Genomic DNA, 12,810 nt, shown 5'->3' with positions numbered 1-12,810 from the left:
TTCCTGTACTCTTCTGGAACTGCTGTACGCCGTACCCGACGTGCCGGAGGAACAGTGGACGTTTCCCTGACCCTGTGGGCGCTGACCATCCTCGGTCTGTGCGCCCTCGTGGCCGCCGACTTCTTCATCGGCGGCCGCAAACCGCATGAGGTCTCCCTCAAGGAGGCCGGCGTCTGGACGGCGGTCTGGGTCGCCCTGGCCGGGCTCTTCGGGCTGGGGCTCCTGGTCTTCGGGGGCGGGCAGGCGGCCGGCGAGTTCTTCGCCGGCTTCATCACCGAGAAGTCCCTGAGCGTCGACAACCTCTTCGTCTTCGTCCTGATCATGGCGAAGTTCGCGGTGCCGTCGGTGTACCAGCAGCGGGTGCTCATGGTCGGCGTGCTGATAGCCCTGGTGCTGCGGGCCGCCTTCATCGGCGCCGGCGCGGCGATCATCGCCAACTTCTCCTGGGTCTTCTACATCTTCGGTGCCTTCCTCGTCTGGACCGCATGGAAGCTGATCCAGGAGGCCCGGGCCGGGGAAGAGGAAGAGGAGTTCGAGGAGAACCGCTTTCTCAAGGCGGTCGAGCGGCGCTTCCCCTCGACCGACCGCTACCAGGGCACCAAGCTGTTCGTCGTCGAGAACGGCAGGCGGCTGATGACGCCCATGCTGATCGTCATGCTGGCGATCGGCACCACCGACGTGCTCTTCGCGCTCGACTCCATACCGGCGATCTTCGGCCTCACCCAGGACCCGTACATCGTCTTCACCGCCAACGCCTTCGCGCTCATGGGGCTGCGGCAGCTGTACTTCCTGATAGGCGGCCTGCTGAAGAAGCTGGTCCACCTCTCCTACGGACTGTCGGTCATCCTCGGCTTCATCGGCGCCAAGCTCGTGCTGCACGCGCTCCACGAGAGCGGTGTGGCGGTCCCCGAGATCAGTATCCCGGTCTCGCTGGGCGTCATCTGCGCGGTGCTGGCCGTCACGACCGTCACCAGCCTGCGGGCCTCGGCCGGGCAGGCCCGGGCCGAGGCGGCGACCGGAGCGGCGGCCGGGGCCGCGGGGGCTCCGGCCGCCGGGGAGAACCGCGAGAGCGTTCGCGCCTGACGATCGGCGGTGCGCCGGTCAGGCAGGGGCCGTGCCGGTCAGGCGGGGGCAGGGTCGGCGGCGGCGCGGGAGGCGGCCGCCGGGTGGGTCTCGGGCAGGGCGAGGAAGCAGGCCAGGCCGAGCAGGGCGATGCCGGTCAGATACACGGCGACGCCCCAGGGCGGGCCCTCGCCGTCGGCCAGCGCCGTTTCGGCCAGCGGGGTGACGGCACCGCCCAGCACCCCGGCCAGGTTGTAGCCGACGGCGGCGCCGGTGCAGCGCACCCTGGCCTCGTACAGCTCGGGGAGATAGGCGCCGACGACGCCGAAGGCGGTGGCGAAGGCCAGCAGGGCGACGACGAAGCCCAGCACCATGAGCGCTGGCCTGCCGCTGCGCAACAGGGCGATCAGCGGAAACGCCCACAGGGCGACGGCGATGCAGCCGGCCAGGCACAGGGGGCGGCGGCCCATCCGGTCGGCGAAGAGGGCCACCAGGGGAGTGGCGGCCCCCGAGGCGGCGACGGCCGCCATGACACAGCCGAGCATCACCGTGCGGTCGATGCCGAGCCGTTCGGTGCCATAGGACAGGGACCAGGTGGTGACGGTGTAGAAGAGCGCGTAGCCGATGGAGAGCCCGCCCGCGGTGAGCAGGAGGAGCCGCCAGTTGTCGCGGACGACCTCGGCGAGGGGGAGGGTGGCGCGGTTCTCGTTCTTGCTGAGTTCGCGGAAGTCCGGGGTCTCGGTCAGCTGGGTGCGCAGCAGCAGGCCGACCGCGGCCAGGGCGCCCGCCGCCCAGAAGGGCACCCGCCAGCCCCAGGACAGGAAGCTGCCGTCGCTGAGGGTTGCCGACAGCGTCAGCGTGATGCCGTTGGCGAGCAGGAACCCCAGGGACGGGCCGACTTGGGGGAAGCTCGACCACAGCACCCGGCGGTGGGCGGGCGCGTGCTCGGCGGTGAGCAGCACGGCGCCGCCCCATTCGCCGCCGAGTCCCAGGCCCTGGAGGAAGCGCAGGACGAGCAGCAGCAGCGGGGCCGCGACGCCGATGTGGGCATAGGTGGGCACGAAGCCGACCGCGACGGTGGCGGTGCCGGTCAGCAGGAGGGAGGAGATCAGCACGGGGCGGCGGCCCATGCGGTCGCCGATGTGACCGAAGAGGACCGAGCCCAGGGGGCGGGCGACGAATCCGACGCCGAAGGTGCCGAAGGCGGCGAGGGTGCCGGCGAGGGGGGAGACGGTGGGGAAGAAGAGCCGGCCGAGGACGAGTGCCGCGGCCGTGCCGTAGGTGAAGAAGTCGTAGAACTCGATGGCGGTCCCGGCCATGGAGGCAGCCGCGAGGCGGAGCATGGCCGGGGAGCGGTCACGATGCATGTACTGCCCAACTTCCGCGTCTGCCGCAGGAAACGGGGCGTGGGGGAGCGTTGCGAGGGGCGCATGGTAACGGCGCCGTCCGCTCGTCGTGCGGACGGCGCGCTACCCCGGCTGCTCCCGGTGCGTCACCAGCCGCGCTCGCGCCACTCCGCGAGGTGCGGGCGCTCCGCACCCAGCGTGGTGTCGTCGCCGTGGCCCGGGTAGACCCAGGTCTCGTCCGGCAGTTCGCCGAAGAGCTTGGTCTCCACGTCGTCGATCAGGCTGGCGAAGGCCTTGGGGTCGTTGTGGGTGTTGCCCACGCCGCCCGGGAAGAGACAGTCGCCGGTGAAGACGTGCGCGTGGCCGTGCGGGTCGTCGTACACCAGGGCGATGCTGCCCGGGGTGTGGCCGACGAGGTGACGGGCGGTCAGCTCCACCCGTCCGACCCGGATGGTGTCCCCGTCCTCGACGGGCACGTCCGTGGGCACGGGGATGCCCTCGGCGTCGTGGCGGCCCGCGTAGGTGCGGGCGCCGGTGGCGTCCACCACCTCACGCAGGGCGCCCCAGTGGTCTGCGTGCCGGTGGGTGGTGACGACGGACGCGATGCCGCTGTCGCCGATGAGGGAGAGCAGGGTGTGCGGCTCGGCGGCCGCATCGATGAGCAACTGCTCGTCCGTGGAACGGCAACGCAGCAGATAGGCGTTGTTGTTCATCGGGCCGACCGCGACCTTGGAGATCATCAGGTCGGTCAACTCGTGTACGTCCGCAGGTCCGCCGACCTTTACTGCTCCGCTGTAGGTCATGAGTTCAGCCTATAGCGGGGGCAGAACGGGCAGGCGGGCGCCACCGGTCCGGAGTGCCGAGCCGTCCTGTCGGCCGGCCAGCCAGCCGAGCAGTGCGGGGGCGCTGCCGGTGACCGTCAGCTGGTCGCCCTCCGTGCGGCCGCTGTGCCACTCGGTGCCGTCGTCCGCGGTGATCCGCAGCGGCGGGACGTCGGGGTGGCCGGAGAAGCGCTCCGCGAGGAAGCCGACCTCCCGACGGGTGAAGTCGGCCGGCAGGTCCTCCAGCTCGTAGCCGATGCCCAGGTCGACGTGGTGCAGCTCGACCTCGATCAGGCGGCGGAAGGGGACGTGGGCGGCGCTGTCGGTCACGCCGTTGCGCAGGGTGACCGTGCGGCTCCAGTCGGCGGAGGCGGCGGCCGCCTCCTGGAAGCGGGCGGCGCTGTCGCGCAGGTCGGCGAGCTGGACGTCGAGCGGCCGGGGCGCGTCGCGCTCGATGTCGGCGTCGCGGGCCTCGCCGCTGACGTACATCGGCCGGTGGTTGAGCACGTTCACGAGGGCGTCCGCGTTGCGGGCGAGATGGGCGAGCACATGGCCGCGGGACCAGCCGGGGAGCCGTGACGGCCCGGCGACGGCGGCGTTGTCCAGCTTGCCGGCCGTGGAGAGGAGCCGATCGGTTGCCTCACGTACAGAGTTCAGGTCGTGCACATGATCAATCATGGTGCCGACGATAACCCTCCCACTCCTTCGGGTGAAGAAGTCCCGCTCGCGCCCTAAATCGAATGTGCGTGCTATATGGTCGGTGAAGGCATCGCATACGACATCCGCACGGCCGCTGGTTGTCAGTGGCCCCCCGTACTCTGGATCGCGGGGCGCGGCCCACCCCGCAGCTCTCTTTCCGGAGCCGACTTCTCAAGAAAGGTGCCGACCGGCGTGGCAGACCGTCTCATCGTCCGTGGCGCTCGCGAGCACAACCTCAAGAACGTCTCGCTCGACCTCCCGCGTGACTCCCTCATCGTCTTCACCGGGCTCTCGGGGTCGGGCAAGTCGTCCCTCGCGTTCGACACGATCTTCGCCGAGGGGCAGCGTCGCTACGTGGAGTCGCTCTCCTCCTACGCACGGCAGTTCCTCGGGCAGATGGACAAGCCCGACGTGGACTTCATCGAGGGACTGTCCCCGGCCGTCTCCATCGACCAGAAGTCGACCTCGCGCAACCCGCGCTCGACGGTCGGCACGATCACGGAGGTCTACGACTACCTCCGCCTGCTCTTCGCCCGCATCGGCAAGCCGCACTGCCCCCAGTGCGCGCGCCCCATCTCCCGGCAGTCGCCCCAGGCGATCGTGGACCGGGTGCTGGAGCTGCCGGAGGGCAGCCGCTTCCAGGTGCTGTCCCCGCTGGTGCGCGAGCGCAAGGGCGAGTTCGTCGACCTCTTCTCCGACCTCCAGACCAAGGGCTACAGCAGGGCCCGGGTCGACGGCGAGACCGTCCACCTCACCGACCCGCCCAAGCTCAAGAAGCAGGAGAAGCACACCATCGAGGTGGTCGTCGACCGCCTCACCGTCAAGGACAGCGCCAAGCGCCGGCTGACCGACTCCGTCGAGACCGCGCTGGGCCTCTCCGGCGGCATGGTCGTCCTCGACTTCGTCGACCTCCCCGAGGACGACCCCGAGCGTGAGCGGATGTACTCCGAGCACCTCTACTGCCCGTACGACGACCTGTCCTTCGAGGAGCTGGAGCCGCGCTCCTTCTCCTTCAACTCGCCCTTCGGCGCCTGCCCGGACTGCACCGGCATCGGCTCCCGCATGGAGGTCGACCCCGAGCTGATCGTCCCGGACCCGGACAAGTCCCTGGACGAGGGCGCGATCAGCCCCTGGTCGCACGGCCACACCAAGGACTACTTCGGCCGGCTGGTCGGCGCCCTCGCCGACGCGCTGGGCTTCCGCACGGACATCCCCTGGGCCGGGCTGCCCCAGCGGGCCAAGAAGGCCCTCCTCCACGGCCACAAGACGCAGATCGAGGTGCGCTACCGCAACCGCTACGGGCGGGAGCGCGCGTACACCACGGCCTTCGAGGGCGCGGTGCCCTTCGTCAAGCGGCGCCACTCGGAGGCGGAGAGCGACTCCAGCCGCGAGCGCTTCGAGGGCTACATGCGCGAGGTCCCCTGCCCGACCTGCGAGGGCACCCGGCTCAAGCCGATAGTGCTCGCGGTCACCGTGCAGGACCGCTCCATCGCGGACGTCTCCGCGATGTCGATCAGCGAGTGCGCCGACTTCCTTCGCGACATGACGCTCACCGGCCGCGACAAGAAGATCGCCGAGCGCGTGCTCAAGGAGGTCAACGAGCGGCTGCGCTTCCTCGTCGACGTCGGCCTCGACTACCTCTCGCTCAACCGCGCCGCGGGCACGCTCTCCGGCGGCGAGGCTCAGCGCATCCGGCTGGCCACCCAGATCGGCTCCGGCCTGGTCGGCGTGCTCTACGTGCTGGACGAGCCCTCCATCGGCCTCCACCAGCGCGACAACCACCGCCTCATCGAGACGCTCGTCCGCCTGCGCGACATGGGCAACACCCTGATCGTCGTCGAGCACGACGAGGACACCATCAAGGTCGCCGACTGGGTCGTCGACATCGGCCCCGGTGCCGGCGAGCACGGCGGCAAGGTGGTGCACAGCGGCCCCCTGAAGGAGCTGCTGAGCACCGAGGCGTCCATGACCGGCCAGTACCTGTCCGGCAAGAAGTCCATCGCCACGCCCGAGGTCCGCCGGCCCGTCAACGGCTCGCGGCGGATCACCGTGCGCGGCGCCCGCGAGAACAACCTGCGCGACATCGACGTGTCCTTCCCGCTCGGGGTGCTCACGGCGGTCACCGGAGTCTCCGGCTCCGGCAAGTCGACGCTGGTCAACGACATCCTGTACACCCACCTGGCGCGCGAGCTGAACGGCGCCCGCGCCGTGCCCGGCCGCCACACGCGCGTCGACGGCGACGACCTGGTGGACAAGGTCGTCCACGTCGACCAGTCGCCCATCGGCCGCACACCGCGCTCCAACCCGGCCACGTACACCGGCGTCTTCGACCACGTCCGCAAGCTCTTCGCGGAGACGATGGAGGCCAAGGTCCGCGGCTACCTGCCCGGCCGCTTCTCCTTCAACGTCAAGGGCGGCCGCTGCGAGAACTGCTCCGGCGACGGCACCATCAAGATCGAGATGAACTTCCTGCCGGACGTGTACGTGCCGTGCGAGGTCTGCCACGGTGCGCGCTACAACCGGGAGACCCTTGAGGTCCACTACAAGGGCAAGTCCATCGCCGAGGTGCTGGACATGCCCATCGAGGAGGCGCTCGACTTCTTCGAGGCCGTGCCGACGATCGCCCGGCACCTGCGCACGCTCCACGAGGTCGGCCTCGGATACGTCCGGCTCGGCCAGCCCGCGCCGACGCTCTCCGGCGGCGAGGCCCAGCGGGTGAAGCTCGCCAGCGAGCTGCAGAAGCGGTCGACGGGGCGGACGGTGTACGTCCTCGACGAGCCGACGACGGGTCTGCACTTCGAGGACATCAGCAAGCTGATCTCGGTGCTGTCCGGGCTGGTCGACAAGGGCAACACGGTCATCGTCATCGAGCACAACCTCGATGTGATCAAGACCGCCGACTGGGTCGTCGACATGGGCCCCGAGGGCGGCGCGGGCGGCGGCCTCGTCGTGGCCGAGGGCACCCCGGAGGAGGTCGCCTCGGTCCCGGCCAGCCACACGGGCAAGTTCCTGCGGGAGATGCTCGGGGAGCGCGTGAGCGACGCGTCCGTGCCGGCGGCGCGGAAGGCGGCGAACGGGAAGAAGACGGTGGCGGCGAAGGCCGGCTCGGCGAGGAAGACGGTTTCGGCGAAGGCCGGGGCGGCTTCTGCGAAGACTGGGACGGCGAAGAAGGCCGTGGCGAAGAAGACGGCCGCGAAGAAGGCGACGGCGCGGCGGGCCTGACGGCCGGGTGCGGCGCGGTTCCGCACCGCCGGTCGGGCCGGTGGGGGTTGCGCGCCGCTGCGGCGGGTTTGGATTCCCCAATCCCGCCCCTTCCCGAAACCGGGGCTCCGCCCCGGACCCCACAGGGGTGGGGGGAAAGGAACCGGGGCTCCGCCCTGGGCCCTGGGGGGCGAAGCCCCCGGCGGGCCGGGTGGGCGGTAAGCGGAGCGGGGGGTGCCGGTAGTGTCGGCGTGTCTCTGCACGCGTTATCCGAAGTTTCCGCTGGAGCCCCGTATGTCCTCCCCCGCCCCCTCCCCTTCCCCGTCGGCCTCCCGCCGCACCGTCCTGCGCGGAGCCGCCCTCGCCGGGGCCGCCGGGCTCGGTGCGGCCGCCTGCTCCGGCGGTACGGGCTCCAAGGGGCCCGCCGTGCCCACGGCCCCGGTGGAGCTGGGGGCGGCCGGCGAGGTCCCGGTCGGCGGGGCCAAGCTCTACCGCGAGCAGCGGCTCGTCGTCTCGCAGCCCGCCCAGGGCCAGTACAAGGCGTTCAGCGCGGTGTGCACCCACGCGGGATGCGTCGTGGACAAGGTCAAGGACGGCAAGGTCACCTGCCCCTGCCACGGGAGCGCGTTCGACGCCGCCACCGGCAAGGTCCTCCAGGGCCCGGCGGGCGCCCCCCTGCCCTCCGTCCCCGTCAAGGCCGACGGCGGCAGGCTGGTGGCAGGCCCGGACGCCTGACCTGCAGCGACAGCGGCAGTGGCAGCGACAGCAACAGCGGCACCGGCCGGTCAGTGCCAGTCCCAGCCGATCCCCACGATCCCCGGCCGCAGCATCTGCTCCACCAGGTGCACCCCCCGGTGCCGCCCCGCCAGCGTCAGCTCCTGCTGCCCGCTGCGCGGAGCCCCCGCCGAGGGCCGGCTGAAGCGGCGGCAGCGCACGGGCAGGGCGGCGTCGTCGAAGCGGACCTGGAGCACGTACTGCCCGCCCGCGAAGCTGAACCCGCGCACGTACTCCCGGCTCGTACCACCCGTGCCGTCGTCGAAGCCGTAGCCGAAGACATGGGTCTCCCCGGCCCGCAGCCGGGTGTCGAAGAGCAGCTCGGCGACGAGCACGCCCGCCGCCGCGTGCCACCGGACGCGCCCCACCCGGCAGTTCTCGGTGGCCCGCACGGTCACCCGCGAGGGGTCGCAGCCCGGATCGCCGTGGTGGATGGCCACATAGCGGTCCACGCCGTCCCGGTGCGCCCGGACCACGTGATGCGACTCGCGGCCGCGTAACTCCCGCTCCGCGCCTATGCGGACCCGCTCCAGCTGGCAGACGGTGTGCAGCCCGCCGTCCACCGGCGACTCCAGCTCGGCCAGCAGCCGCTCCAGGGCCCGGGACTCCTCCACCAGCGTGCGGTACGAGCGCGCAGCGGGCCGTTCCGCTTCCCTGCGGGACGCGGGCTCCAGGAGCCGGGTCAGCGCCTGCGCGGGCAGCTCCAGCACGTCCTCCAGCATGCGCACCGCCCGCAGCGACTCGGGCCGCCGGGGCCGCCGCGCGCCCTGCTGCCAGTAACTGAGGCTCGTCACCCCCACCTTGACGCCGCGCTGCGCCAGGCGGTGCTGCACGCGGTGCAGGGCCAGTCCGCGCGCGGACAGCGCCATGCGCAGCGCCAGGTCGAACGGACCCGTCCGCAGGGCCTGTGCCAGTTCGGCCTCGGCGGCGGTGCCGCCTCTGCTGGTGCGTGCCATCCGCTCGCTCCTTTGTGAAGCTCTCCGGCGGATGTGAACATTCACGATCGGCGGCAGTGGTTCCGGTGGCCTGGAGCGCTGCATTCCTCCTTGCCCGGGCACCGGCCGTTCACATCTGCTTCGTTCCGTTCACACCACAATCCCTGGCCGTATTGAAGCCGGTTGACCAGCCTCCGACAACATCCGATGCTCCTCCCACGCGTCCGGACGCGCTCCTCCACCACAACCCCCCGCCACGGGAGGAACGCCCAATGGCCCGTGCATCCGCATCGGCAAAGACAGGAAAGTCCCGCCTCCGCGGCAGACGGCTGACCACCGCCGCTCTCGCCGCCGCCGCACTGCTCGCCGTCCCCACCACGGCGACCGCAGCGACCGGCGACCAGCCGTCCCTGCAGGCGGCGAAGAAGCTCGACATCACCATGCAGGCCCAGCAGAAGAACAACTGGTGCTGGGCCGCCTCCGGCAACACCATCGCCACCTGGTTCGGGCGCAACTACAGCCAGAACCAGTTCTGCAACGCCGCCTTCAACCGGCAGCAGGGCACCACCTGCCCCAACAACCAGGCCACGCTGGGCAATGTGCAGAACGCCCTCGACTGGGCGGGCATCAACTCCGGCTCGTACGTGAGCGGCTGGCTGCGCTATCCGACCGTGCAGAACGAGATCAACGCAGGCCGGCCCGTCGAGACCCGCATCCAGTGGGCCTCGGGCGGCGGTCACATGCACGTCCTCTACGGGTACGACGACTCGAACAGCTGGGTGTACTGGGGCGACCCGTGGCCCTCCAACGACCGCTACAACTGGGCCGCGCACAGCTGGTACGTCGACAACGACGAGTTCTCCTGGACCCACTCGCTCTACCGGATAGGGGCGTGAGGGCCATGACCGACCACTCCCGCACCCACGACCACTCCCGCAGGAACGTGCTGCGTGCCGCGGCCGCCGGCGCCCTCACCGCAGGGCTCCTCGGCCTGACCCCCCTCGCGCACGCCGCACAGCCGCCGGCGGTCCCCACGCCGCCGGCCGCCGGGGTCGCCGCCGCGCACGACGCGGCGGCGGCACCCGCGACCCTCGGCACCCTCTCCCGCTTCTTCGCCCGCGACGGCGCCGTCGCCCGCAGCCAGGCGCAGCCGCGGATCGAGGGGGAGACCGTGCCCGTCTACACGCTCGCCCCGGACTTCGTGGCGGGCAAGGACGGCGCCGCCGTCGCCAAGCTGGAGTTCCTCGCCAGCACCGCGGTCTCGGCCGACGGGCAGAAGGCATCGGTGTGGACCGCGCCCGTCAAGGGCTCCTGGCAGGTCGTCAACATCGCGACCGGCGACGACGAGACGCGCTACGCCGCCGAGGGCGCACGGAAGCTCAGCGGCGGCACGGTCTTCCGCGAGCCCCAGATCAACGCCTGGTACGTGCAGCGCGGCGACCGGGTGCTGCCGCTCGACGCGGACGCCGTCCGCGCGATCGGCGAGCAGGGCACCACCGTCGGCGCCTACCGCGACCGGGTCCACAAGGCCTACGGCGACAAGCTGCCCGGCTCCGCCTACGCGAGGAAGGGCATGGCGGGCGGATACGCAGAACAGGCTGAACAGAGCGACCGGACTTCCCGGGACGCCGCAGAGCCGGTGACCGGCGCGGACCGGACGGCGGCCGCGGCACCGCGAGGTGACGGCGGCACGCCGACCGCGGGCACCGTCGCGGCGGCCGGCGGAGCGGCCCTCGCCCTGGGGCTCGGCACGGTGCTGGCGCGCAGGCAGCTCCGGCGCCGCTGACACCGGACCGGCCCCGGCCGGCGAACCGCACCGCGCTCCGGCCCCGGCAGCCACCGCTGCCGGGGCCGGAGTCGCTCCCACCGGAGGCGGACACCGATTGTCACTGCCCGCAAGTAGGGTTGTGACATGGCCGACCCCAGCAGCTACCGACCCAAGCCGGGACAGATCCCCGACTCGCCCGGGGTCTACAAATTCCGTGACGAGCACGGCCGGGTGATCTACGTCGGGAAGGCGAAGAGCCTGCGCCAACGGCTCTCCTCGTACTTCCAGGACCTCGCCGGCCTGCACCCGCGCACGCGGACCATGGTCACCACGGCCGCGTCCGTGGAGTGGACCGTGGTCTCCACCGAGGTCGAGGCGCTCCAGCTCGAGTACTCCTGGATCAAGGAGTACGACCCGCGGTTCAACGTGAAGTACCGCGACGACAAGAGCTATCCCTCCCTCGCCGTCACGCTGAACGAGGAGTTCCCCCGGGTCCAGGTCATGCGCGGCCCCAAGAAGAAGGGCGTGCGCTACTTCGGCCCGTACGCGCACGCGTGGGCCATCCGCGAGACCGTCGACCTGATGCTGCGGGTCTTCCCCGTGCGCACCTGCTCGGCCGGGGTCTTCAAGCGCTCCCACCAGATCGGCCGCCCCTGCCTGCTCGGCTACATCGGCAAGTGCTCCGCCCCCTGCGTCGGCCGGGTCACCCCCGAGGAGCACCGCGAACTCGCCGAGGAATTCTGCGACTTCATGGCCGGGCGTACCGGTGCGTACATCCGCCGTTTGGAACGGCAGATGCACGATGCCGCCGAGGAGATGGAGTACGAGAGGGCCGCCCGGCTGCGGGACGACATAGAGGCGCTCAAGCGCGCCATGGAGAAGAACGCCGTCGTCCTGGCCGACGCCACCGACGCCGACCTGATCGCGGTCGCCGAGGACGAACTCGAAGCGGCCGTGCAGATCTTCCACGTCCGCGGCGGCCGGGTGCGCGGCCAGCGCGGCTGGGTGACGGACAAGGTCGAGGCCGTGGACACCGCCGGCCTGGTCGAGCACGCCCTCCAGCAGCTCTACGGCGAGGAGACCGGCGACGCCGTCCCCAAGGAGGTCCTGGTCCCCGCCCTGCCCGACCCGGTCGAGCCGGTCGCCCAGTGGCTGGCCGGGCGCCGCGGCGCCCGGGTGGACCTGCGCATCCCGCAGCGCGGCGACAAGAAGGACCTGATGGCCACGGTCCAGCGCAACGCCCAGCAGGCCCTCGCCCTGCACAAGACCAAGCGCGCCTCGGACCTGACCACCCGCTCCCGCGCCCTGGAGGAGATCGCCGAGGCGCTGGGGCTGGACTCGGCGCCGCTGCGCATCGAATGCTTCGACATCTCCCACCTCCAGGGCCAGGACGTGGTGGCGTCCATGGTCGTCTTCGAGGACGGCCTGGCCCGCAAGGGCGAGTACCGCCGCTTCCAGATCAAGAGCTTCGCCGGCCAGGACGACGTCCGCTCGATGCACGAGGTCGTGGGCCGGCGCTTCCGCCGCTACCTCCAGGAGAAGCAGAAGACGGGGGAGTGGGTGGAGGAGGCCGACGGCGGGGCGCCCGCCGGGGAGGTCCCCGAGGGCACGGCCGACGACCGGCCCAAGCGCTTCGCCTACCCCCCGCAGCTCGTCGTGGTCGACGGCGGCAAGCCGCAGGTCGCCGCCGCCCGGCGGGCCCTGGAGGAGCTGGGCGTCACCGACGTGGCCGTGTGCGGGCTCGCCAAGCGCCTGGAGGAGGTCTGGCTGCCCGACGAGGACGACCCGGTCGTCCTGCCGCGCACCAGCGAGGGGCTCTACCTGCTCCAGCGCGTGCGCGACGAGGCGCACCGCTTCGCGATCTCCTACCAGCGGGGCAAGCGGGCCAAGAGCATGAAGGCCGGGCCGCTCGACGCGGTCCCCGGCCTCGGCGAGACCCGCAAGCAGGCGCTGCTCAAGCACTTCGGCTCGGTCAAGCGGCTGCGGGCCGCCACGGTCGAGCAGATATGCGAGACGCCCGGCATCGGGCGCAAGACGGCCGAGACGATCGCCGCCGCGCTGGCCGCCGCGGCCCCGCCCGCCCCGGCCGTCAACACGGCGACGGGCGAGATCATGGACGACACGGGGGAATGATGGACGTGGCCGGCCGGGGAGGAGCCGGAAGCGGCCGGGTCGGCGACGGCCCCGGCGGGCGGCACGCGCGG

10 protein-coding genes are annotated in these 12,810 nt (G+C 71.7%); 6 read left to right on the top strand and 4 right to left on the bottom strand.

Going from position 1 to position 12,810, the window contains the following annotated elements; all coding sequences use genetic code 11:
* Nucleotides 1–54 precede the first annotated feature (54 nt).
* Nucleotides 55–1,083: a TerC family protein gene (locus tag AC1Z4A_RS06465; RefSeq protein WP_483676872.1), complete on the top strand. Its 1,029-nt coding sequence runs from the start codon at nucleotides 55–57 to the stop codon at nucleotides 1,081–1,083.
* Nucleotides 1,084–1,121: 38 nt separating this feature from the next.
* Here the strand turns inward: AC1Z4A_RS06465 and AC1Z4A_RS06460 are convergent, their stop codons facing one another.
* From AC1Z4A_RS06460 to AC1Z4A_RS06450, 3 genes are all read right to left on the bottom strand, one after another.
* Nucleotides 1,122–2,405, bottom strand: coding sequence for an MFS transporter (locus tag AC1Z4A_RS06460; protein ID WP_483683519.1), 1,284 nt, complete (start codon nucleotides 2,403–2,405; stop codon nucleotides 1,122–1,124).
* 149 nt (nucleotides 2,406–2,554) lie between these two features.
* A complete protein-coding gene (locus AC1Z4A_RS06455; protein ID WP_483676871.1) occupies nucleotides 2,555–3,211 on the bottom strand; it encodes an MBL fold metallo-hydrolase in 657 nt (218 codons plus the stop codon).
* A gap of 9 nt (nucleotides 3,212–3,220) precedes the next feature.
* Nucleotides 3,221–3,907, bottom strand: coding sequence for a maleylpyruvate isomerase family mycothiol-dependent enzyme (locus AC1Z4A_RS06450; RefSeq protein ID WP_483676870.1), 687 nt, complete (start codon nucleotides 3,905–3,907; stop codon nucleotides 3,221–3,223).
* Between the two features lie 213 nt (nucleotides 3,908–4,120).
* On the opposite strand from AC1Z4A_RS06450, the gene uvrA reads away from it, so the two are divergent.
* Both uvrA and AC1Z4A_RS06440 read left to right on the top strand, forming a co-directional pair.
* A complete protein-coding gene (uvrA, locus tag AC1Z4A_RS06445) occupies nucleotides 4,121–7,150 on the top strand; it encodes an excinuclease ABC subunit UvrA (protein WP_483676869.1) in 3,030 nt (1,009 codons plus the stop codon).
* A 273-nt stretch (nucleotides 7,151–7,423) separates the two neighbouring features.
* The gene (locus tag AC1Z4A_RS06440) at nucleotides 7,424–7,864 is read left to right on the top strand and encodes a Rieske (2Fe-2S) protein (protein WP_483676868.1); all 441 of its coding nucleotides are present in this window, start codon (nucleotides 7,424–7,426) and stop codon (nucleotides 7,862–7,864) included.
* A gap of 50 nt (nucleotides 7,865–7,914) precedes the next feature.
* On the opposite strand, the gene AC1Z4A_RS06435 is transcribed toward AC1Z4A_RS06440, so the two are convergent.
* Nucleotides 7,915–8,859, bottom strand: coding sequence for a hypothetical protein (locus AC1Z4A_RS06435; RefSeq protein ID WP_483676867.1), 945 nt, complete (start codon nucleotides 8,857–8,859; stop codon nucleotides 7,915–7,917).
* A 251-nt stretch (nucleotides 8,860–9,110) separates the two neighbouring features.
* Between AC1Z4A_RS06435 and AC1Z4A_RS06430 the strand changes: the two genes are divergently transcribed.
* The 3 genes from AC1Z4A_RS06430 to uvrC all read left to right on the top strand — a co-directional run bounded on the left by AC1Z4A_RS06430 (nucleotide 9,111) and on the right by uvrC (nucleotide 12,739).
* Nucleotides 9,111–9,734 carry a papain-like cysteine protease family protein gene (locus AC1Z4A_RS06430; RefSeq protein WP_483676866.1) on the top strand — a complete coding sequence of 208 codons (624 nt, stop codon included), beginning with the start codon at nucleotides 9,111–9,113 and terminating at the stop codon, nucleotides 9,732–9,734.
* A gap of 5 nt (nucleotides 9,735–9,739) precedes the next feature.
* Entirely contained in the window at nucleotides 9,740–10,624 is an 885-nt protein-coding gene (locus tag AC1Z4A_RS06425) for a hypothetical protein (protein ID WP_483676865.1), read from the top strand.
* A gap of 126 nt (nucleotides 10,625–10,750) precedes the next feature.
* Nucleotides 10,751–12,739: an excinuclease ABC subunit UvrC gene (gene uvrC, locus AC1Z4A_RS06420; RefSeq protein ID WP_483676864.1), complete on the top strand. Its 1,989-nt coding sequence runs from the start codon at nucleotides 10,751–10,753 to the stop codon at nucleotides 12,737–12,739.
* Nucleotides 12,740–12,810 lie beyond the last annotated feature (71 nt).

This window comes from Streptomyces sp. 17_S59 (assembly GCF_056930295.1).
Note: the sequence above shows the minus strand (reverse complement) of the source record. Positions and strands in the feature narration are given on the sequence as shown.

Excerpts from the sequence above, each read along its gene's own strand:
- AC1Z4A_RS06425 (WP_483676865.1), top strand. The coding sequence starts at position 9,740 with ATGACCGACCACTCCCGCACCCACGACCACTCCCGCAGGAACGTGCTG.
- AC1Z4A_RS06455 (WP_483676871.1), bottom strand. The coding sequence starts at position 3,211 with ATGACCTACAGCGGAGCAGTAAAGGTCGGCGGACCTGCGGACGTACAC.
- AC1Z4A_RS06435 (WP_483676867.1), bottom strand. The coding sequence starts at position 8,859 with ATGGCACGCACCAGCAGAGGCGGCACCGCCGCCGAGGCCGAACTGGCA.
- AC1Z4A_RS06460 (WP_483683519.1), bottom strand. The coding sequence starts at position 2,405 with ATGCTCCGCCTCGCGGCTGCCTCCATGGCCGGGACCGCCATCGAGTTC.
- AC1Z4A_RS06450 (WP_483676870.1), bottom strand. The coding sequence starts at position 3,907 with ATGATTGATCATGTGCACGACCTGAACTCTGTACGTGAGGCAACCGAT.
- AC1Z4A_RS06440 (WP_483676868.1), top strand. The coding sequence starts at position 7,424 with ATGTCCTCCCCCGCCCCCTCCCCTTCCCCGTCGGCCTCCCGCCGCACC.
- uvrC (WP_483676864.1), top strand. The coding sequence starts at position 10,751 with ATGGCCGACCCCAGCAGCTACCGACCCAAGCCGGGACAGATCCCCGAC.
- AC1Z4A_RS06430 (WP_483676866.1), top strand. The coding sequence starts at position 9,111 with ATGGCCCGTGCATCCGCATCGGCAAAGACAGGAAAGTCCCGCCTCCGC.